Source organism: Paenibacillus sp. FSL W8-0187, from assembly GCF_037969755.1.
GTDB lineage: Bacteria > Bacillota > Bacilli > Paenibacillales > Paenibacillaceae > Paenibacillus_AQ.
This window is the reverse complement of sequence record NZ_CP150206.1, coordinates 1,202,031-1,222,469: the sequence shown is the minus strand read 5'-3', so window position 1 is coordinate 1,222,469 and position 20,439 is coordinate 1,202,031. Positions and strand designations below refer to the sequence as shown.

16 protein-coding genes and 2 pseudogenes are annotated in these 20,439 nt (G+C 43.4%); 3 read left to right on the top strand and 15 right to left on the bottom strand.

Going from position 1 to position 20,439, the window contains the following annotated elements; translation table 11 throughout:
- Positions 1-52 precede the first annotated feature (52 nt).
- From MKY48_RS05360 to MKY48_RS05345, 4 genes are all read right to left on the bottom strand, one after another.
- Entirely contained in the window at positions 53-1,042 is a 990-nt protein-coding gene (locus MKY48_RS05360) for an inorganic phosphate transporter (protein ID WP_339270596.1), read from the bottom strand.
- 14 nt (positions 1,043-1,056) lie between these two features.
- On the bottom strand, positions 1,057-1,671 hold the full coding sequence (locus MKY48_RS05355; RefSeq protein ID WP_053489885.1) for a DUF47 family protein: 615 nt from the start codon (positions 1,669-1,671) through the stop codon (positions 1,057-1,059).
- A 231-nt stretch (positions 1,672-1,902) separates the two neighbouring features.
- Positions 1,903-3,027, bottom strand: a complete 1,125-nt coding sequence (locus MKY48_RS05350) for a DUF3048 domain-containing protein (RefSeq protein WP_339292448.1) — start codon at positions 3,025-3,027, stop codon at positions 1,903-1,905.
- Positions 3,028-3,654: 627 nt separating this feature from the next.
- Complete coding sequence (locus MKY48_RS05345; RefSeq protein ID WP_339292447.1) at positions 3,655-4,425, bottom strand: nucleotidyltransferase domain-containing protein; 771 nt, start codon at positions 4,423-4,425, stop codon at positions 3,655-3,657.
- 270 nt (positions 4,426-4,695) lie between these two features.
- Between MKY48_RS05345 and MKY48_RS05340 the strand changes: the two genes are divergently transcribed.
- Entirely contained in the window at positions 4,696-5,922 is a 1,227-nt protein-coding gene (locus MKY48_RS05340) for an IS110 family transposase (RefSeq protein WP_339292446.1), read from the top strand.
- 612 nt (positions 5,923-6,534) lie between these two features.
- Here the strand turns inward: MKY48_RS05340 and MKY48_RS05335 are convergent.
- From MKY48_RS05335 to MKY48_RS05315, 5 genes and pseudogenes are all read right to left on the bottom strand, one after another.
- On the bottom strand, positions 6,535-7,389 hold the full coding sequence (locus MKY48_RS05335; protein ID WP_339270591.1) for a GNAT family N-acetyltransferase: 855 nt from the start codon (positions 7,387-7,389) through the stop codon (positions 6,535-6,537).
- Between the two features lie 318 nt (positions 7,390-7,707).
- Positions 7,708-7,959, bottom strand: a pseudogene (locus MKY48_RS05330) (GNAT family N-acetyltransferase); the annotation flags it as partial.
- A 192-nt stretch (positions 7,960-8,151) separates the two neighbouring features.
- Positions 8,152-9,258: pseudogene (locus MKY48_RS05325) on the bottom strand (transposase); the annotation flags it as partial.
- A 177-nt stretch (positions 9,259-9,435) separates the two neighbouring features.
- Entirely contained in the window at positions 9,436-10,596 is a 1,161-nt protein-coding gene (locus MKY48_RS05320; protein WP_339292445.1) for a serine hydrolase domain-containing protein, read from the bottom strand.
- 30 nt (positions 10,597-10,626) lie between these two features.
- Positions 10,627-11,922, bottom strand: a complete 1,296-nt coding sequence (locus MKY48_RS05315; protein WP_339292444.1) for an erythromycin esterase family protein — start codon at positions 11,920-11,922, stop codon at positions 10,627-10,629.
- A gap of 758 nt (positions 11,923-12,680) precedes the next feature.
- Here MKY48_RS05315 and MKY48_RS05310 point away from each other — a divergent pair.
- Positions 12,681-13,049: a hypothetical protein gene (locus tag MKY48_RS05310; protein WP_339270586.1), complete on the top strand. Its 369-nt coding sequence runs from the start codon at positions 12,681-12,683 to the stop codon at positions 13,047-13,049.
- A gap of 301 nt (positions 13,050-13,350) precedes the next feature.
- Here MKY48_RS05310 and MKY48_RS05305 read toward each other — a convergent pair whose 3' ends face one another.
- The 3 genes from MKY48_RS05305 to MKY48_RS05295 all read right to left on the bottom strand — a co-directional run bounded on the left by MKY48_RS05305 (position 13,351) and on the right by MKY48_RS05295 (position 16,357).
- Positions 13,351-13,734, bottom strand: a complete 384-nt coding sequence (locus tag MKY48_RS05305) for a hypothetical protein (RefSeq protein WP_339270584.1) — start codon at positions 13,732-13,734, stop codon at positions 13,351-13,353.
- A gap of 641 nt (positions 13,735-14,375) precedes the next feature.
- Positions 14,376-15,716, bottom strand: coding sequence for an erythromycin esterase family protein (locus MKY48_RS05300; RefSeq protein ID WP_339270582.1), 1,341 nt, complete (start codon positions 15,714-15,716; stop codon positions 14,376-14,378).
- A 251-nt stretch (positions 15,717-15,967) separates the two neighbouring features.
- Complete coding sequence (locus MKY48_RS05295; RefSeq protein WP_339292443.1) at positions 15,968-16,357, bottom strand: hypothetical protein; 390 nt, start codon at positions 16,355-16,357, stop codon at positions 15,968-15,970.
- Between the two features lie 167 nt (positions 16,358-16,524).
- Between MKY48_RS05295 and MKY48_RS05290 the strand changes: the two genes are divergently transcribed.
- Positions 16,525-17,376, top strand: coding sequence for an aldo/keto reductase (locus MKY48_RS05290; protein ID WP_339292442.1), 852 nt, complete (start codon positions 16,525-16,527; stop codon positions 17,374-17,376).
- 196 nt (positions 17,377-17,572) lie between these two features.
- On the opposite strand, the gene MKY48_RS05285 is transcribed toward MKY48_RS05290, so the two are convergent.
- The 3 genes from MKY48_RS05285 to MKY48_RS05275 all read right to left on the bottom strand — a co-directional run bounded on the left by MKY48_RS05285 (position 17,573) and on the right by MKY48_RS05275 (position 20,426).
- Positions 17,573-18,466 (bottom strand): type II CAAX endopeptidase family protein, encoded by an 894-nt coding sequence (locus MKY48_RS05285; RefSeq protein ID WP_339270576.1) that lies wholly within the window; start codon positions 18,464-18,466, stop codon positions 17,573-17,575.
- A gap of 153 nt (positions 18,467-18,619) precedes the next feature.
- On the bottom strand, positions 18,620-19,264 hold the full coding sequence (locus tag MKY48_RS05280) for a response regulator transcription factor (protein WP_169090796.1): 645 nt from the start codon (positions 19,262-19,264) through the stop codon (positions 18,620-18,622).
- Entirely contained in the window at positions 19,251-20,426 is a 1,176-nt protein-coding gene (locus MKY48_RS05275) for a sensor histidine kinase (RefSeq protein WP_339292441.1), read from the bottom strand. The genes MKY48_RS05280 and MKY48_RS05275 overlap by 14 nt, the downstream gene beginning before the upstream one ends.
- Positions 20,427-20,439: the final 13 nt, after the last annotated feature.

The window sequence follows — 20,439 nt, the reverse complement described above, 5'->3', positions numbered from 1 at the left end:
AATCGATTCCTGATTGGCCCACTACTATCCATTATCTATGTGTAATTACGTTTTAGAAAAGAATTTTAAATATGATTCCTGCCAGTACAGCCGTAATCGGAATCGTAATAAACCAAGTCACAATAATGCGTCCTGCCAGAGACCATTTCACGGCGGAGAAGCGTTTCGCTGAGCCTACACCGAGAATTGCCGAGGTGATCGCATGGGTTGTACTGATCGGCAGATGAAGCAGCGTAGCCGAGAAGATGACGGATGCGGCCGAGAAATCAGCTGCGAACCCGTTGATCGGCTCGATTTTGAAAATTTTCGTACCCATGGTCTTGATGATCTTCCAGCCACCGATCGAGGTCCCGAGCGCCATCGCTGTCGCTGCAGAAATTTTAACCCAGAGCGGAACTTCCATCTCTGTCAATTGACCGGAGGTGACCAGAGCAAAGGTGATAATCCCCATCGCCTTCTGTGCATCGTTGGTGCCGTGCGTGAAGGATTGAAGTGCTGCCGTAAAGATTTGCATCGTACGGAAGCCTTTATTCACCGTATGCGGGCTGTGTTTAGCAAAGATAACCTTGAGCAGTTGCATGACCAGATAACCGATCACAAAGGCAATGATTGGCGATAGGATCAACGCCAAGACGATATCCTTAAATCCGGCATAATTCAGCATGTCGCTTCCCGCGCCGACAAATACCGCACCGGCCAATGCCCCAATCAGCGCATGGGAAGAGGATGATGGCAATCCGAACCACCAGGTAACCAGGTTCCAGATGATGGCTGCAAGCAATGTTGCAATAACAACCTCGATCCCGTTATCCAGCTTGGTCGGATCCGCGACGCTGCCGCCGATGGTTTTGGCAACCCCCGTGAACATCATCGCACCGATGAAGTTCATGCTGGCTGCAAGCAATATGGCTACGCGCGGTTTCAAGGCCCGGGTTGATACCGACGTTGCAATGGCATTCGCCGTATCGTGGAACCCGTTGATGAAGTCAAATGCAAGCGCCAAAAAAACAACAATTACTAATACTAACATCGTTGTATCCATTGTTCAGGACTCCCTTACGAGTTGCGCATAATGATGGATTCCAGCATATTTGCCACGTCTTCGCAGGTGTCCGTGGTCGTTTCAAGACGTTCGTAAATCTCTTTTTTCTTGATCAGCAGAATCGGGTCAGAGACGGTGGCGAACAGATCCTTGATACAGATGCGCAGCAGCTCGTCGCCTTGGTTCTCCAGATCGTTCAAGCGGATCGTGTACTCACGAATAGCCAGAAGTTTCTTTTGAGAGAGCAAATGAATGGCTTTCTGAATTTCGTAAGCCGATTGACGCAGAATTTCAGCAAACTGTACCATGTACTCGTCAGGTTTCCCCAAATTGTACATATAGAACCGGGATGCGGTTGCTTCCAATCCGTCCATCACATCGTCCATGCTGGTTGTCAGGTCCATAATATCATCGCGTTCGATTGGCGTGATAAACGTTTTGTTGAGTTCAGTAATGATGGTATGCGTATAGGTATCACACTGGGACTCGTATTTTTTCATTTCATTGGCAAATTCAAGCACATCTTGAAGATTGGAAACGTGCTGCGAAAAATAATCTGCGGCTTGTACCACCGTATCGGCCATATTCTCCAGCGTTTGGAAGAATATATCCTTTTTCTTCAATTTCATACTCTTAACCCCTTTTTTCGATAAATTGCCGCGAACGCCCTCAAAAGATAGACAACCTTGACTATCTTATCACATCCATGGCAGGGTGTGTATAGAAAAGTAACACTCAAAAATGTAAGGAACTAACAAAAAAGAAGATGCATGGATATCGCTTCAATTCTCCTGCCTATTAACATCTCCGTATGAGTGCAAATTATCCCGACAGAGCATCCTCCATCCACATCTTATGCATCAAGGATTCGTAATGGTCACATGACTTTCAAAAGAAGGCGAATTCGGCACAATGTTGAAATACGTCGTTCCCGGCACCAACGGCACTTCCTTGCCGTCCTTCACGAAACGGATCGCATCGCCCGCTGCGCGTACCCACTGCCCCTCGATGACTTCTCCGCGCTGGAACAGCATCGCTTTCCCGCCCGTTTCCACATTCACGGCAAGCCGGCCCACATCATCCAGCACTTTATGATCCGCCCCCAGCACGATTACATTCGCGGCCTCCAGCTGAACATTATCGTTGAGATCCACATGCGGCGATCCGTTGACCCACCGTTTGTACGTATTGGTCGAACCGTCATACTGATAAGCCACCACATAACTATCCAGTAAAAATTTGATTTCTACCTTCTCCCCGGGTTCACCGGACACAACCTCCACAGGCGCCGTTCCCTCTGCACCATCGCCGCTTGCAGCCGCCGGCTCCGAATAGAACGAATATTGCGGCACTTTCACGTCGTTGCCATAATTAAGTTTGGCCGCTCCTTCACGGAGCTTCTCGTCGCTGGAATACAGATTATGCGGCGCCTTCCGTTCCTTGTCTCTCCAGAAGAAGGAGCCTGCATTTCCGATCTCGTCCATATCCTGCTTGCCTTGCTTTTGGATGATGCTATAAGCTTCAGGGCTGCCGCCAGCATGCACAAGCACGCCGCCGTAGCTCTCGCCTAGATTGATCAGATAAGGACGAATGCTGCGAATCGGCCCGATCTTCTCAATGCCGCTCTGGCTTTGGAAAATGCCGATCAAACGCGTAATCCCTCCCTCCGCCAGCACTTCATATACCATGTCCGCTTGTCCCAGACCCGACTGCGGCCTTGCCGCCGGTGCGTTATTGATCATAACGGCCAGCGGCCGCTGCGTCAGTGACGCTTCTAACGGCAATCCGGTCAGAGGTGCCTTATATGGAGAAGATGCATTCTCCTGAGGCACTTCCACTGGCTGCTCGATCGGAGCCTCCACCACCGGCGCCGGGACAGACTCTGCCTGCTGCTTACCACCACATCCGGACAGCAGCAATACTGCCGCCATCGACAGCAAGCTTGTCCTCCATGCGAATTTCCTGAAAGACCCTTTGCTATGCATATTGTTTCCCCCTATGAACGCTCCCATTACTTATTACCCTAAATTTCCAACCTATTTGCCCAAAATTCCCAACCAACAATCAACTTTAGTTTACATTTAATCACAAAATCCGTACTTTGTCTGTATCGTGCTTTGTCTGTATATAGAAGGGATACAATCCGATGAATATCAAAGGTAACCCGATTTCTTAAAGCAAGTCTTCGATGTTCACTGAAGAAAAGGACCTGACACCGCAGGTCCTTTTCTTCTTTGCTTAGTCAAAGGCTGTATTTGGGACATATGTAATTGATCAAAGTATCTGGTGGCTGGAATGTTCATGATTAATCATCAGTTGTTCTCGGAGGACAAGAACTTGTACCCTTTGCCGTACTCCCTTTTCCCTCTTAGATTTAGTAAATGTATTTCCCTGAATGGTACCATGTTCTTATTTCTCGACAATACTATTATTAAGCAAATGAACAAAGGCAGCCGATCACGTTGGTCGGCTGCCTCCATTGTTTTATTGAGCTATCGTGTCCCGTTAGCTCAATAGTCTTATGTTTTAATTAGAGTCGCTGCTTATAGTTGTGAGGCTTGCCGAACACCTAATGCAGTGACGTCCCGACGGGCTTAGGGGGCTGGATGTGGTCACTCGCTTCTCAGTGTGACCCGGACAGCCATTGCATTTAAGGAGTTCTCAAAATAGCTATATACTTCATCTGCAATTCCCAGAAACTCTTCAACAAGTACATTACTATCCAAGTAACAAGCATACAGATAATCAATTAAAGCGGAGTCAATCTCACAATAGTTTAATATGGCATTCTTCATCTTAATAATGTCATCTTGCCATACACCTGTATCTTCTAAAACCAAAGAGTATAATGCACGAATTAATCTCTTAGAGTAACCTTTAATTAATCTAGTTTTCATTGTGTTATCACTAGCATTAGAAAGTAAACTATGTCTACGATCTACTTCCTTCTTGGTCTCTGCATTTAAGTCTAAAATGAACTCTGGAGAAATAATTATCGGTGGTACTTTTTCACCAACGTCATGACCATATATGCAAACACTAATTATCTTTACCCAAAAACCCCAATCATTTGGTTTACTTAATACATCGTCAATCGAGCAAATTGTGGTATCAATCTTAGTTACTACTGGATATTCTTCCAAAAGCCTGTCTTTAATATTTGACAATCTTTCGTAATCAATATCTTTGGGATTTACACATACAATAGTAAAGTCTGCATCTGACTTAAAAGGGTTAGCAGTTCCTTTTGGAATCGAGCCACACATATAAATGCTATGAATCTTACCTTTAAATTCGGTAAGTATATTATCTATATACTTATCAACAAAATCCTTATATTCACTTTGTATTACAATTCTATTTATAACTTTTTCTAATATCATATAGACTCCTCCCAAAATAAACTTTCATGACCCAGCCGGGTCACAGGCTATGATGAAAATGTAATCATAGTCTTTTTTCTATCTTTCATTTCCTTCATACTTGAGATGAACCGGCCAGTTCGTGGTTTTTTGCGGTGGTTCGACCCCGTAAAATAAACTGCTCAGACAACCTTGAAGCACAGGCTATCGGACTGCGAGTCCGGATAAAAAAATCTTCGTTTGTTTCGGTTGTCTTTCCGGTTCCATTATTCATGTCGGGGGGGATTTGCCATGTTGGAAGCCATTCTTGAACGCTGCGCCGGACTTGACGTTCACCAGGAAACCGTTGTGGCCTGCGTACTCACCGGACCGCTTGACCGCGCGCCGAAATTGGAGATGCGCACGTTCGGCACCATGACACACGAGCTCATGGAGCTTGGCGAGTGGCTGGTTAATGAAGGCTGCACGCACGTTGCCATGGAGAGCACCGGCATCTACTGGAAATCCGTGTGGAACGTGCTCGAGGCATTCGACCTGGACCTTTTGCTGGCTAATGCGCATCACGTCAAGAACCTTCCCGGACGCAAGACCGACATGAAAGACGCCGAGTGGATCGCCAAGCTGCTGCGCTGCGGGCTCATTGAAGGAAGCTTCGTTCCCACCGAAGACATCCGTGATCTTCGAGATCTGACCCGTTACCGCAAGAAGCTGGTGCATGATGCCACCTCGGAGAAGAACCGCATCCATAAATCGCTACAGGATGCGAACATAAAGCTTACGACGCACATGTCCGCATCGGGACGGCTGTTGCTCCAGAAGATCGTGGACGGCGAGGTCATCACCATGGAGTTTCTTGAAACCCATATGAGAGGTGCACTCAAACACAAGTCGCCCAAACTGTTGCAGTCCCTCAATGGACGCCTGCGCAAGCATCACCGCGACATGATCCGTTTTTCCTGGAACCACCTCATGTATCTGGAACAACAAATCGAGCAGGTAGAGCAGGATATCCGGGGCCGTCTTGCCAACAAGCAAGAAGCCATGGATCTTCTCACATCGATTCCCGGCATTAACGAACAGGCTGCCTCCATCATCGTCGCGGAAATCGGTACGGACATGTCCGCGTTCAAGGACGATCACCATCTTGCGGCATGGGCTGGCGTCACTCCAGGCAATCACCAGAGCGCCGGTAAAAAAAGGACAAGGGCCAGATCCGGAAACAACCACTTGAAGGCCGTGTTGAGTGAATGTGCGTGGGCTGCTTCCATGACCCGCAATACCAGACTTTCCGCAAGGTACTGGAACTGGGTGAAGCGTCTTGGCAAGAAAAAGGCGCTGGTCGCTTTAGGTCATACCCTACTGCGAATCGTCTACCACATGCTCGCAACCAAAACCCCTTATAAAGAACTTGGTGCTGACTATCTGGAACATTTCCGGCAAGAACGTGAGAAGCGACGCGAAGCAGAAGTCATTCGCCAGCTTGAAGCCAAAGGCTTTACAGTCTCTCGACCAGCCTAATCCCTCACCTCCAGCCCAAGGTCTGCCCCGCGGCAGCCCTGCTTCGTCGTGCCTGCAGAGCATTCGGGCAAAGACTCATTTTCATAAAAAAAAACGCCCCAAAGCAAAATGCTCTGGGACGATATTAATCGCGGTACCACCCAGGTTGCTGTATTTTCACACAGCCACCTTAATTGACTATAACGGGTCAAACCGATGGGTATTAGCCATACTCTGGAACTGGCATTTTCAATCAGTACTCTAGGGTTTTCTCAGTCATGAAACCCTTTCCTGTGAAGAGTTTAATGATTTACTTTTGTTCCATCATTGATTTACGGATATTGGTTAAATATTACTCTTTCCCGTCACCTTAGTCAACAACTTGCTCAAGAAAACTGCCCGTTAGTTGAACAAAAGCAGCCGATCCCGTTGATCGGCTCCCTTCTTGTTCTTATTGAACTATCGTTTCCCGTTAGCTGAATAGAACCTCATTTTGATTCAAATTCATCACTTGCCTGGCTTCAATTCTTTTATTCCTACTGCATAGGCGTTAGCTGCATAATTTTTTCAGCCTCTGAACGATCAATTTACCTATATATAGACAGTTTCCTTCTTAATAATATTGAAAATTGATCAGTTAAGACGATTTGACACAAGCGTATGCTCAGCAAAATTGGAGATTTCAATAAAATTATTCCTTTCGTAAAACCTCTTGGCTCCGCTATTCGATTGCGCAACACGCAATAATATATTTTTAATCCCCATTACATTCGACATTCGATGAATACAATTTTTCAGAATAAGGCTTCCATACCCGCGGTTCTGATATTCGGGATGTATAACAAAGTCTCGAATGTAATCACCTGCTAGAATATAGGCCCCAATCAATTTGTCATCAATCCAAAAAGATCTTACCCATTCTTCTAATTCGTTTTTTTGTAGTAAATTCAAGAAATTATCTTGATTTTGTTGGTATGTATTTGTGTTCCAGCCATTTTCAACATTCAAGTTATAATAAGCTTTCTCAAATAGTTGAATAAAATTTCTAAGCATGTCTGGTGTAAATCCCTTTTCTACTAGCGGAAACGTCTCCGGCATTTTTATTTCTTTGCTGAAATCATATTGAAGCTGAAAACCCTCCATATCGGTCGCAAAACCAAGTTCTTTAACAAAATGAACTAACTCTTTATTTTTTCCGTATACGTTAAAACAGATTGCTCTTGTCTCATTCGGCTGAAAATGTTTACTAATCTGCTTCTCCATAAGATTTAGTAATGTTTCATCATGGCTGTAATCAGTAAAAGCCGCAAATGCGATGATATAATTTTCGTTCTCAACGATACAAAATGCACCATGATTTTGATCTGATTCTTCATAGTAAACAAGGGTTAACGTTTGATTAATATGAGCATTTTTAACATAGTTCCCCGCGTCCGTAGATATCAAAGAAATTAATCGGTACACTTTACTGTTTATGCTATTCTCCATGATTTATATCCTCATCATAATAAATTGAAATAACAACCCGTTGTATCAACTCATTTGCAATTGTCTTATCCCTGAACTGTAAGTCATATTCAAAAAACGATATTTTTTCTCTTGTCAACCTCTCTCATCACCTTTGCTCACTATTAAACCCCAATTAGTTAAGTATAAATACAGTTTAACTGTTTCTAAGTATCAACAGGATTGAGAAAACAATTATAATTGAACTATACTGCCCGTTAGCTTAATAATATGAGCAGGCCCCTGCAGCCTGCTCAACTTAAGTTTTATTGAACTAACGTTTCCCGTTAGTTGAACGATTTATTGCTCTCGAAGATACCGCACTTCTTCCGATACTTCATTGAAGCCTACCGAGTGATATAAAGATAGCGCGGATTTATTGGCCGTCTCAACTTGTAGTTCTGCGAACGCGCATCTATGATCTTTGAGATAGGTGAGCGCCTGAGAGAGTAAATGCTTTGCAATTCCTTGTTTCCGCCAAGGTGCTCTGATAAATACATCTTCAATGATTCCATCTCCATCTATCCATGTCATAACGCTTCCTACTAAGGTAGCATTCTCCCTTACAACAAAAGCAGTCCACGCAGAATGTTTCTGGTTCTCTTTTAACCGCTTGAGCCCTGTGTCGTTTTCTTCCCCGCGGCAGAATAGCTCTGCTCATGGAACGCATCTGGGGTACAGCCGAGATGCGTGTAAAAATGGGCCATAGCATGGTAAAAAATACCATTTCTATGACCCCATCAATTAAATAGGTACTGACATTGCTCCTTCAAGTGGCTGCGGAATGTTTTCTAAATCAAGTATATAGTCCCCAAATCGTTTGACATGCTTGGTTAAATAAGGACTCAGAGCTTCAACATCATTCCTAAATAGTGTCTGCCCTTCTTTAATCAAGTCCCGTAAAATCAGGGTGATATCTATAACATTCTGAAAGATGACTGCATTCGCTACAAGATCGTTGTACTTGATGCGTTTTTCCTGTTCTTCTGGATCATTCTCAGCGATCACGCCATCTCCCCCAAAAAAGAGCCACTTGGAAAATCCATTGTATGCTTCCACTTTATTTGTACTGGCCGTTATTTGCTCACGTAACGTAATATCTGAAATGTATTTCAGGAGGAAAACGGTCCGAACAACGCGTCCTAATTCCCTAAATGCTTGATAGAGCCGATTTTTCTTACTCTCGTTACTAAGTTTCCGAAGTAAGGTTGACGGTAGAATTTTACCCTCCTTGATTGACAGAACTACCTGTAAGAGATCTTTCCTATGGGTTTCAAGTAAATCCCAATCCACAGTATCACTGAATAGTGGATCTATGTGTTCGTATACGGTGTCTTCACTTGGCCTGAAAAATATGAGATCCTTCCAATTTCGAATTCTAGGCATTAGGTTGATCCCTAACAGGTACGCTAATGCGAAAACAGGAGTAGATTGTCCTTGGGTATCAGCGTGCAACGTATCAGGTTGGATGTCTGATTTGTTCTTTAGTAGGCCATCTATTATGTAGACAGCTTCCCATACTCCGCAGGGAATGAAGTGACTAAATAAAGCAATGTAGGTATCTGAAATATGATGATAAGCAATTCCGCCATACCCACCATAACAAATATGATATTCAGATAACAAATTTTCTTCGTACAAATCGAACTTCGTTCCGTCTGCAGCAGCTGTCTTCCCGTCTCCCCATAGTTTAGGCAGGCTTAGTGTATTGTATTGATTCAGAATGTCACGTATGGCTGCATCGATCTTCTGGGCAGTTACATGTCGGCGGTTTACAATTGAGAGCATATGGGGTGTAACTAAACTTCGCATATGTTTGGATGTTTGGGCTGGCCCAAGATTGCACCCGTATCCATCGGTAATCCGATCAGGAAAATGTCCCATGCGTTCGCGCAGGTGTGAGTTATAACGTAAATTGAAACTGTTTATCTCGGACATTCCGTCGCGGGCAGAGGAAACGGTCGGGGCCGAGATGGCAGCAAGCTGGCACCGGAATAGGAAATTTCCGGTGCCAGCTTGCTGGTGTTCTTAATGTGATGAAGAGCCAATGAGTTGCTCGGCAATGCTTTTGGAAAGAGGCAACGTATTAATTTCAGAAGGCATCGCATTGATATTAAGGGTTTGTACATAATCCCCGCCGCGAGTTCCACCTGCGAACGTTGCGAATCCTGGAAAGTTGCCGCCATGCCCCCAAATCGTAATACCATTCGTCAGCTTTGTTCCAACGATCCCCAAGCCGTATTCACCTACTGGAGTTTCAACCCCAGTTAACATCTGATCTAAAGTAGCTGGTTTTAATAGCTTGCCACTAAGTATAGCACTGAAGAATGTATTCATATCATCCGCTGTGGAGATCATAGATCCCGCAGCATCTGCCCAAGAGGGATTCATTTCGGTTCTGTCTATGAATTGACCGTCGAGTACGAAGTATCCTCGTGCATGTTCACCTGGAATAAACGAGTAGTCGTCGGGTACATAAGTGCTCGTTAGCTTAAGGGGAGCTATGAAACGTTTCCTAATATGTTCCCCGTATGTTTCTCCAGTAGCCTTCTTAATAATCATCCCTGCCAGTACCGTATTCGTATTGGAATAAACCCATTTCTCTCCAGGCTTAGAGGTTGCCTTCATGTTCAGTCCAGTACGAACTAATTCGTCAGCAGTAAAGGAATGTAACGGGTTTGGGAGTAATTTATCGAGAATATCCTTGTGTTCTGAATAGTCAGGAATACCGCTTGTTTGGTTTAATAGTTGCCGAATCGTGATATGATCCCCTTCATATTCAGTACCCTTAACAACATCAGGCAGCCATTTTTCTATCGTGTCATCCAGGTTCAGTTTTTGTTCATCAACAAGCTGAAGAACGACCATTGCAGTAAACGTCTTTGTTAGACTACCGATCCGGAAAGTAAAGTTCGTCTTAACCGGGTCAGTACCGTAAATGCTTGCTTCACCGGAAGCATATGCCCATTTTGATCCTTTGTTTGAGGAAGCTACAATTATGCCCGGTATATTTTGATGGTTAGCAGCTTCATCGATAAGTTGCTTGGCTTTGGTCTGCGAATCTTGACTGTAAGTAGTAACGAGGGGATCCGCCTGCTTTGCAAAACCAGTTCCTTGTAATGGCAGTAATGGCAGTAATAGAGTCGCGGTAATCATTGTCGATACAGTGAGCATAGAAATTTTGTTCATTTCGTTTCTCCTTTTGATTAAGGAATCGTATTATTCATTCATTTGTGATGGAGTGACCTTTTTGATATAGAAAAAGATGTCAAATGTCTTGCCGAATGCAGCGTCTACAAACAAAGGTACTTCAGGTCCCAATTTTGTTATTCCGGCAAATAGAGGACGGGTTACATCTAACCAAGTTTTCACCGAACCGCTTGCTTTGCGCAAGTCTACAAAAAATTGATCATGTTTGACTTGTCCGACGGTATAGTTAATGCTATTGGGGTCATCGATTCTAACCGTTCCGTAAGGACCGAATTTGCCGCTTTCATTAACAACGTTACATGAACCTGAATGGATTGAAGTCCCGATGGATACGTATTTGTCGCCGTAATGTTTAGCCAAATGTTGTCCTGACATCTCCGGATATACGAATGGAAGAGTATTGGTTTTGGATATATGTCCGTTATGACCCCATACAATGGTTTTCCCCCATTGTTCTTGTGTCCACTTCGCATTTTCATACATTGCAATATCATGTCTTAAGAAGAACTCCGGCTGTTGTTCAGCTGAAAGCATATGAATAAATTGCTCGAAAATACGGGCGCTATGCAATGCCCATGCGTAAGCTTCTTTTTGCTTGCCGGCATTAGCTTTATTTTTTTCTAGCAGCTCAATAATAGACCGGGCATTGGAAAGATGCTTTTCTTTCTCATCTTTCGGCAGTTTCTCAAAACTTCCTTCATCTTTTGTTGCGGAAATAAGCTCTTTCATTTTGTCATTTAATTGAGAAATCAAATCCGGATGATATTGTTGGATATAGTCCGAAATTTTGTTAAACACATGTTCATCTAATTTTTTTTGATCCATCCCGATTACACGTACTTTGTTGGGATGTTTGGGATTGGCATTGTAGTCACGAATCCATTCCAACATTTGCGTCATTTCTTTATTGTTAAACACGGGGCTAAGAATTTTGTCTGGATGCCCTTTACCTGTAAGAACATATTGATCAAGCATCAATCCTTTCCCCCAGTTCTCCTCTAAGACAAGGTTTGTAAACCCCAATTCCGTAACCATATACTGTACGATACGGTGTTTCATCGTGAATATTTCATGCATGCCATGAGAAGCTTCGCCTAAACCAACAATAGAAGCAGATCCTATCATCTCTTTAAGTGGTTGTAAATCTTCCAAAGAAGCACGAGGCTCTGTTGTTGTTAATTTGCTTGCATTCTTCTCCAGCCACTGTAATGGAGTCTGGTTGTCCTTCATGGCAGTTTCAAGTTTAGATGCAGGCGCGTATTGCCCGAACTGGATGGTGTTGATGGGATTTCTTCTGTGGAACAACCGGCCAAACTTATACTACATATTGTAGTAAGTGCCAGCCTCGTTAATAATTTCTTGTTCATTTTTTTCCTCCCCAGGGTTATTGTTTGACATTCGTTGCGAAGCGATTTGTCTCCCCGAGTATTGCAAAGTAATTGTCATACTGCCAAGATGCCATTATGTCACCATGATGCGCTTTTACTGTCATATGACGGCCTATCGCCCGATTAGGACGGGATTATGATTGCAAAGTAATTGTCATACTGCCAAGATGCCATTATGTCACCATGATGCGTTTTTACTGTCATATGACGGCTTATCGCCCGATTAGGACGGGATTATGATGGTATCATTAGAGAATGGAAGAAAATCACAGAAAGTTAATGGAGGATCAATTTTTAAGCCTTCTTTCCTACGTAGCTGAACAGGAACGAAAAAAAAATAAGCAACGGCAGGCGGAAGGAATAGAAGTTGCCAAAAATAACGGAGTGAAATTCGGACGACGTAAGCACGAGATTAATGCAGAGTTCATTCAGTTGTATGGGGAATGGAAGTCCGGATCAATCACAGCCACCGAATGTATGAAGCGCCTTAACCTAAAATCCAATACCTTTTAATTCGATGTTATTCTTTTTGAGGTCCGCAAAGGTCTTATTTTCAGAATCCTTCTTTGAAATATTCTTCGCTACTAAGATTCTTTGGTCTTCTATCGAATCAGTAAGAAAGAAGCTGAGGTTAATTCGAGTTACTATACTGGTTTTGTTTCAAGAGTATAGAAATTGGATGATACACTTGCTCAAAGCAGTGAGATAGACTCTAATAGAGAAATTGAGCAAATGTTTGATGTGTATACTTCCATTATTTTAGTGAATGACCGATTAACACTTCTTAAAGAAAATACTAAAAGTTTCCCTGATATAAATGTTCTCATCAATGACTTTTTAATATTTAGAGATGAATATGGTTATCTTGTAAAAGATCAATTAGAAGGTAATCGTGTAGATTCAGATGTACACATAAAAGTGATTAAACAGATCAAATTATTCCTGAATAACTTGCCAAAAGAATATGAGCATTCTAAGGCATTTTCTGATCAATTTAGTGCTGCTGCTGATCATATTAAGCCATTACTACATCTTAATTTCTAGTTTATTTGAGCCGCGGTTGCGGCTCTTTTTCTGTATTTTAATAATATCTTAACCCTTGATATCCCTTATCACTCTCTTTTGGATTACCGTTGTTCACGGCTTTTTATAAACTTCTCAGCACAAAGCCGGGTAGCAATTAAGCGTACCAACCATTGCCACTGCTAACTGCTACCCGTCACGGAGAATTGCTGAACTCATCCGGGGACAAAATCGTTGTTGCGCTATCCTGCCCGTTAGTTAAACAAAAAGCAGCTGATTATGGCCAGCTGCTTTTCTATATTTATTTTTCTATCGTTTCCTGTTAGTTCAATGAATGACTAACAGCATGAAAACCACTCACTTTGTATCCGTCAAAATTAGCTTTAAAAGTAAATTGAACTATATCCGAGTAAGAATTTGTCGTAACTTGCCCCTCTAGTATAAACTCATCTTGAGGATAATAGTTCGATTTTCTCAAAGGTAAGATATGCTGTCTAGCGATGAGAAAGTTACTACCATACTCTTTCCTAAGTACGTCCATGATCTTAGGACGAAGTTCAAAAATAAGGACTTCTTCTAAGCACTTATGTTGAATGTCGACATTATTCAAAGTTGGTGACTCATCGCTGTATGCATCAACACCATCCAATATTGTAAAGTTGATTACCCCTATGGCCCAAATCAAAATAATACATCTCCACCACATGAGAAATATCCTCCATTCCTTTTGGCTATTTTGCCCATACAGTTATCAAACTATCCTGCCCGTTAGCTTAATGAAATTGCATGGGAACATAGTAAGATACTTATCTAATCGGGAATCGGCTAATGTTCTTGTCCATTACGGCAATCGGTACAAGTTCTTGTCCTCGACTCGGGACAAGAACTTGTACCGATAAAACAAAAAAGCCGCTAAAATAGCGACTCTCAATGGGAACAAGATCTTGTCCCGCGACACGCCGCTGATGAAATCATATCGGGAATGTAACAATGTTCTTGTCATCAGTCGGGAATGTTATCAAGTTCTTGTCATTCTATTTTGATAAGAACTTGATAACATAAATATAAAAAGCCGCATAATCAGCGGCTTCTAATGTTACTATGTTTTTGTCACCCGACATGATTCTAGTATTGCTCTCTAGCAGCAAAGCGCCATGTAATCCATATCCCACTAAAAAACTTCAAGTCTATTGGTTTTTGACAAGAACATAAATCGTTAAAACAAAAAAAAGCCGCAACTAAGCGACTTTTAAGCATACATGTTCTTGTCATCCAAGGACTTCATCATTGACTAGACTTTTTCTTTTGCTTCTTCAAAACTCATCCATTTGTACTTTAATTAAGATTTTATGGATTCAGTTGAGATGGATTCACTTTCTGAATTTGAACGATGATGTCAAATGTTTTACCTAATGATAAATCAACAGTTGTTGGGATATCCGGACCTACCGTAGTTATTCCAGCGAAAACGGGATGTTGCTCGTTTAGCCAAGTTTTTGTCACTCCGCTGGCCTTACGTAAATCAACAAAATACTGATCGTAATTGACTTGTCCAAACGAATAGTTATAACTATTCGGGTCATCTAATTTTAATGTTCCATACGGCCCATATTCTTGGTTACTGTTATAAACATTGTAACGTCCCTCATAGACAGATGTTCCAATGGATACATACCGTTTTCCATAATGTTCTGCTAAATGCTGCCCAGCTACTTTAGGGTACACGAAAGGGATCATGTTTGTTTTCGAAACGTGTCCATTATGGCCCCACACGATTGTTTTTCCTACATGTTCTTCTGTCCACTTCGCATTTTCATACATGGCAATATCATGTTTCAAATAAAAGTCTTCCTGGTTATCAGGATATGAAGCTGCCATTGTCGTAAATTGCTCGATAATACGAGCATTTTGTTTGATCCATGCGAACTCTTGGGATTTTCCATTCAGCTTACTTTTATTTTGTTCTAATAAAGCACTGATTTGTTTCGCATCTGAAACATATTGCTCTTTTCTTTCTTTCTTAAGGTTGCCAAAGGTATCTATATCCTTTGTTACAGGAATAAGGCCTTCCATCTTTTTTTCGAAACGGGTTACAAGTTTTGGATCATGTTTCTTTACATACTCTATGATATTGTTATAAACATTCTTGTTTACTGTTTGTACATCCATCCCAATGATCCGTATTTTGGATTTATGCTTTGGATCAGCATTATATTGGCGTATCCATTGAAGTAGATCTATGATTTCTTTCGTGTTAAATACTGGCGATAGATATTGGCTTGGGTCCCCTTTACCCGTAAGAACATAGCGATCGAGTCCCAATGCTCTGTCCCATCCCTCTTCTAACACTAAGGCGTTAAAGCCCATTCCATGTACCAAATAATTAACAATGCGATGTTTCATGGTAAAAACTTCGTGAGCTCCATGCGTCGCTTCACCTAAACCAACAATTGTAGCTGATCCTACCATATTCTTAAGTGGAGTTAAATCATGAAGAGATGCTGTTGGATCCGTTGTCTTTAATGGCATTGCATGCTTTTCTAACCATTTAATCTGTTCGGCTATTTGATTTGTGTTGTAGGGAGCTGTAACAGAAGCTTCTGCTTTCAAAGTCGCATTAGTACCTCCTGTAAAACTAGTCAGTGTGATCATCGAAGCAGCAATTGCGATAACCATTTTCTTTTTCATAAAATCCTCTCCTTAAATACTTTATGATTTGGTTTGATAAGAGATATTCTTGTTCCCCAAACTCTCTTCCGTATCCTACTGCACTCGTTGTCATGTGCAACAGTGTCAAAATGTCATATGACACACCTTCCCAAAGAAGTGACCGAATGTTACTGACCGATATGACATACCATCAGCCATACTGTGGAGATCAAGCCGTTCGCTCATTGCTAGGACTGCCAGAATGAAGCATGAGGACGAGCCTTATCCAATCACATCAAAAAGTCGTATTTTGTACATATGTCTATACAAAAAAGACCGCCCCACTCAAGGACGGTTGATGTCGGAGCAAGAACATGTACCGTTAAAGGACAAGAACTTGTACCCTTTGCCGTAACATGCCCTTTTCTCTTTTTAATTTCTTCCATTATCGTTTTAACAAAAAATAAAAACCCGTTGGAACTAATCATCAACGGGTCACTCTTACAATGGCTAGTGCGATGAATAAAAATCACATCGTCTTCAGAACCAAAGATTGAACGATAAATGGCTAGCGCACGACGAAGACTCTTCCTTCGATATGCTTCAACCATCAAGTTGTCGAGTCCTAGTTCAAAACGAATGTGAGGACCATGCGCTTTCATTTTTTTTACAATATTCACTACGTATATCCCTTCGTTTTAAAGTCTTACTAGGTAGCTGTCTACATGTCTTGATTGAGCTATCGTTTCCCGTTTTAACGGGCTACCGATCACCCCCACCACTTTTCCCACACATTATCCGTTGTTCAATTTAAAACCAAGTATTTTCTTGACTAGGAGGAATTACAATGCATTCCGTAACATTGAACAATGGTGTAAAAATGCCTATCATCGGCTTGGGTGTCTATCAAGTTCCGGATGCTGAAGAATGCGAGAACGCGGTATATGAAGCGCTGATGGCCGGTTACCGCCTGATCGACACCGCCGCCGGTTATCTGAACGAGGAAGCGGTCGGAGACGCGATTAAGCGCAGCGGTGTGCCGCGTGAGGAGTTGTTCATCACGACCAAGCTTTGGGTTCAGGATGCCGGCTACGAGAGTGCCAAGCTGGCGTTTGCTAAATCCATGAAGAAGCTGCAGCTCGACTATCTCAATCTATACCTTATTCATCAGCCGTTCGGCGATTACTACGGCGCTTGTCGTGCGATGGAAGACCTGTACCGTGAAGGCAAGATCAAGGCGATCGGTGTCAGCAACTTCCTGCCCGACCGTCTGATGGACCTCATCGTGCATAACGAAATCGTGCCCGCCGTCAACCAGATCGAAACGCACCCGTTCTACCAGCAGATCGAGAGCGCCGCTTTTATGAAAAAGCAGGGTGTTCAACACCAGTCGTGGGCCCCGTTCGCTGAAGGACTTAACAACATGTTCGGCAACGAAGTGCTGGCCTCGATCGCAGAAAAACACAACAAGCCCGTCGCCCAGGTAGTCCTGCGCTGGCTTGTTCAGCGTGGAGTCGTTGCTATTCCAAAATCGGTGCGCAAAGAGCGGATCGTCGAAAACTTCGACATTTTCGATTTTGAGTTGAGCACGGACGATATCGAACAAATTTCCACTCTCGATACGCGGGAAAGTCTTTTCTTATCGTACCGCGATCCGAAAGTCGCCAAGATGATGGGCAACTGGAGAGTCGATCTGTAAACCTTGATCAAACCGTAAATCTGAAGGTGAAGCCGGTGTACGCCTCAAACACGCGCAAAAAATGTGACATAGAGAAGCCGGCCAATGCTACAAGTGACTCACACGGAATGTCTTTCGTATAGACAGGTTCAGGCATCTACCCGAAAATCACCAAATCAATCAACCGCAATGAGGTTTGCATTCATTCATCTGCCGTTTACTTTGATACAGGAAGGTTCCGGGCCTCAACTCCTCGATTCCGTTCAGTCCAAATTAGCATAGGTATGGAGATCAGAAGACTGACCACAACCGGAACAATAGAGCCCTCAAGTCCAAAATCGCCACCTGTGAGAAGAGCGGCTCCGTTCACCTTTACAGTAAATAGACCGGCAGCAGAGTGCCCAGAAACAGGAATGCCAAGCAAGCCTTCAATGGCATTCCAAGCAAAATGCAAGCCTATGGTAAACCACAAGTTCCGCCGCCACAAGAAGGCGGCTCCGAGCAGAACACCTGCTTCCAGGGCTATAGCGAACGCGCTATATAATGTTGCCCCTGGATTGCCAAGATGGGCAACTCCAAAGAATAGTGAGGTCACAGCGAGTGCGAGCGATTTCCCCCCCAATCTATCAATGGCTTGAAACATAAGTCCACGAAAGATAAGTTCCTCGACAATGGCTGCTCCTAAAGCTGCTCCAATGGAGGATATTAGAACAGAACCCGCATTCGCAGAACTTGCCCACTGAAAGGAGTAACCTCCCAGAGCCATAATAATAATGACGGAGCCTGCGATAAAGATTGTCCCGGTAAGTACGCCCAGCAAGGCTTCAATCCCTGCGCGTTGTCTAGCTATCTCTGGAGTGGAACGCCGGGCCAAATATGTCAGGGTGAGCTTATAAACCAAGATGGCCAAGAGCCCCGTCACTAGTGTAAGGACAAGGGAAATCATCCCCTCTACTCGCTCTGTCAGCTGCCGGAATAACGTATCAATGAGAACAATACCGATAGCCCCCACAATCATCCAGACGATTGGAAAGCGCCAAAATGAACTCCGAGCACTTAAATTCCTGCCATTCTGCAGCATCTCTTTATTTTCAGACATTTTTTTCTTCATGTCTTATATCGCTTCCTCTATTGTTTGATGCTATGAGTATAGGCTGAAAAAGTCATAAAGAGACAGTGCGCTTTTGTCATAATTTATTCTATGACTATATTCAAAAAAAGCCGGTAACCCTAATAAGTTACCAGCTTCTTGGGGATCGGCTTTTTAATGATCCATAATTCCCGAATCTCGGGCTTTACGGGCGGCCTCCCGCCTTCCTTTCACATTCAGCTTCGAATAAATCGTTGATATATAATTTTTAACCGTCCCTTCACTAAGATACAGCGCCTCGGCAATGTCTTGATTACGCAGGCCAGAAGCCAGCTTATGCAGCACTTCTATTTCACGGGCAGTGAGCCCGAATTCATTATTTTTCGCAGGGGTGGTATTGTTGATGCTCTTGATCATTTTACTCGCCATTTCCTGCGAGATTAAAGTCCCTCCCGCCTGAACCACCCGTATGCCTGCAGCCAGGTCTTTGGGATGAAGAGCTTTGAGCAGATAACCTTCTGCTCCATAGCTTAACGCCGCTAACACATATTCTACTTCCTTATAGGAAGTCAGCATGATGATTTTGGTTGCAGGTATTCGTTCTTTAATCAGGGCCGTTGCGGCAACGCCGTCCATGACTGGCATATTGATATCCATCAACACAATATCCGGCATAAACTGCTCGCAGCCCTTTATTGCTTCTTCCCCATTCTTGGCTAAACCGACAATTTCCAAATCCTCTTCCATGGACAGGACGATATGTAAGCTCTCGAGAATTAACTCTTGATCATCAGCAAGCAGCACTTTAATTTTCACCATGTGGAATCACTCCTTTCAGCGGGATTTCGCATCTGACTTCGGTTATCGCTGGAGTTCCCTCTCCAGATGTTAGGTGTAGGCTGCCTCCCAACCGCTCGACCCGATGATTCATCGTGGTCAAGCCGAAGCCATAATTTAGCTTGTCGATCGGCCTGCCGTTATTTCGAACGGACAATTGCAGATGGCTCTCAGAAAATCTAAGCTCCAGATGCAGTTGAGTTGCCTGTCCATGTTTTAGTGCATTTGTAAAGGATTCCTGGATGACCCGAAGGATCGCTTGCCGTACTTCAAAAGCTATGGACCGCTCTGTCTCCGGCAGACTCAAAGTCAGGGCCGTACCCGTGTGCTCCCGGAAACGGACCACAAGGGATTCAACCTGTCGGATCAGACTTGAGTCCTCTTCTTCCCCCATTTCGTGTACGACGTTCCTCATTTCGTCCAGATTTTTCTCAGCCAATGTTCTTAAGCGAATTAACCGATCTTTGGCCTCGGCAGGCTTGCTATCCATAAGGGCAATAGAAGCATCAAGGCTCAGGATGAGTGAGATAAAGGAATGCCCCAGTGTATCATGAAGCTCCTTGGACATGCGGTTTCGCTCTTCAAGCAAAGTCATTTTCTCGATCTCGGCCGTGTAGTGAGTTAACAACTTATTTTGCTGCTCCACTTCGGCTACCAGTTTATTCTTCTGATAATATGCATTGGCGACGAAGCTTGCCCATATGCCGATGAAGCAGAACAGCAGATTGTCTGCTCCCATACTTAGGGTTTGCCCCCAAGATAATCTTAGGTAAGACTGAAAGGAAAAAGGAATGAAAACAACTACGGGAATGATCCAAAGGGTTTGCTTAGTCAATAAGTACCCCATTGTAAGACTCGGCAGTAAATAGTCCGCTTTTGAAGTCAGATCCGGATGAATGACAGAATTCACATAATAAGAACCGCCAAGCAATAGCTCCAGTATGCAAAACCAGACTTTGTTCATCCGGCGCCCAGGAAACCAGAACAGCAACGGGACGACAAGAGCTATGCTCAGCCAGATCACGTTTAATAACGTTCGGTTCGAAAACTCATTTACTGCCAAAACCCGGGAGAACAGCAAAATATAATGGTATAAACGAAGAGCGAATATACCCCAATCCATGAAAGATAATATTTTTCTCATATCATCGAATCTC

Bases quoted from the DNA above. Each gene is read 5' to 3' on its own strand.
- MKY48_RS05360 (WP_339270596.1), bottom strand. From the start codon at position 1,042: ATGGATACAACGATGTTAGTATTAGTAATTGTTGTTTTTTTGGCGCTT.
- MKY48_RS05355 (WP_053489885.1), bottom strand. From the start codon at position 1,671: ATGAAATTGAAGAAAAAGGATATATTCTTCCAAACGCTGGAGAATATG.
- MKY48_RS05350 (WP_339292448.1), bottom strand. From the start codon at position 3,027: ATGCATAGCAAAGGGTCTTTCAGGAAATTCGCATGGAGGACAAGCTTG.
- MKY48_RS05345 (WP_339292447.1), bottom strand. From the start codon at position 4,425: ATGATATTAGAAAAAGTTATAAATAGAATTGTAATACAAAGTGAATAT.
- MKY48_RS05340 (WP_339292446.1), top strand. From the start codon at position 4,696: ATGTTGGAAGCCATTCTTGAACGCTGCGCCGGACTTGACGTTCACCAG.
- MKY48_RS05335 (WP_339270591.1), bottom strand. From the start codon at position 7,389: ATGGAGAATAGCATAAACAGTAAAGTGTACCGATTAATTTCTTTGATA.
- MKY48_RS05320 (WP_339292445.1), bottom strand. From the start codon at position 10,596: ATGAACAAAATTTCTATGCTCACTGTATCGACAATGATTACCGCGACT.
- MKY48_RS05305 (WP_339270584.1), bottom strand. From the start codon at position 13,734: ATGTGGTGGAGATGTATTATTTTGATTTGGGCCATAGGGGTAATCAAC.
- MKY48_RS05300 (WP_339270582.1), bottom strand. From the start codon at position 15,716: ATGAAAAAGAAAATGGTTATCGCAATTGCTGCTTCGATGATCACACTG.
- MKY48_RS05290 (WP_339292442.1), top strand. From the start codon at position 16,525: ATGCATTCCGTAACATTGAACAATGGTGTAAAAATGCCTATCATCGGC.
- MKY48_RS05285 (WP_339270576.1), bottom strand. From the start codon at position 18,466: ATGAAGAAAAAAATGTCTGAAAATAAAGAGATGCTGCAGAATGGCAGG.
- MKY48_RS05280 (WP_169090796.1), bottom strand. From the start codon at position 19,264: ATGGTGAAAATTAAAGTGCTGCTTGCTGATGATCAAGAGTTAATTCTC.
- MKY48_RS05275 (WP_339292441.1), bottom strand. From the start codon at position 20,426: ATGAGAAAAATATTATCTTTCATGGATTGGGGTATATTCGCTCTTCGT.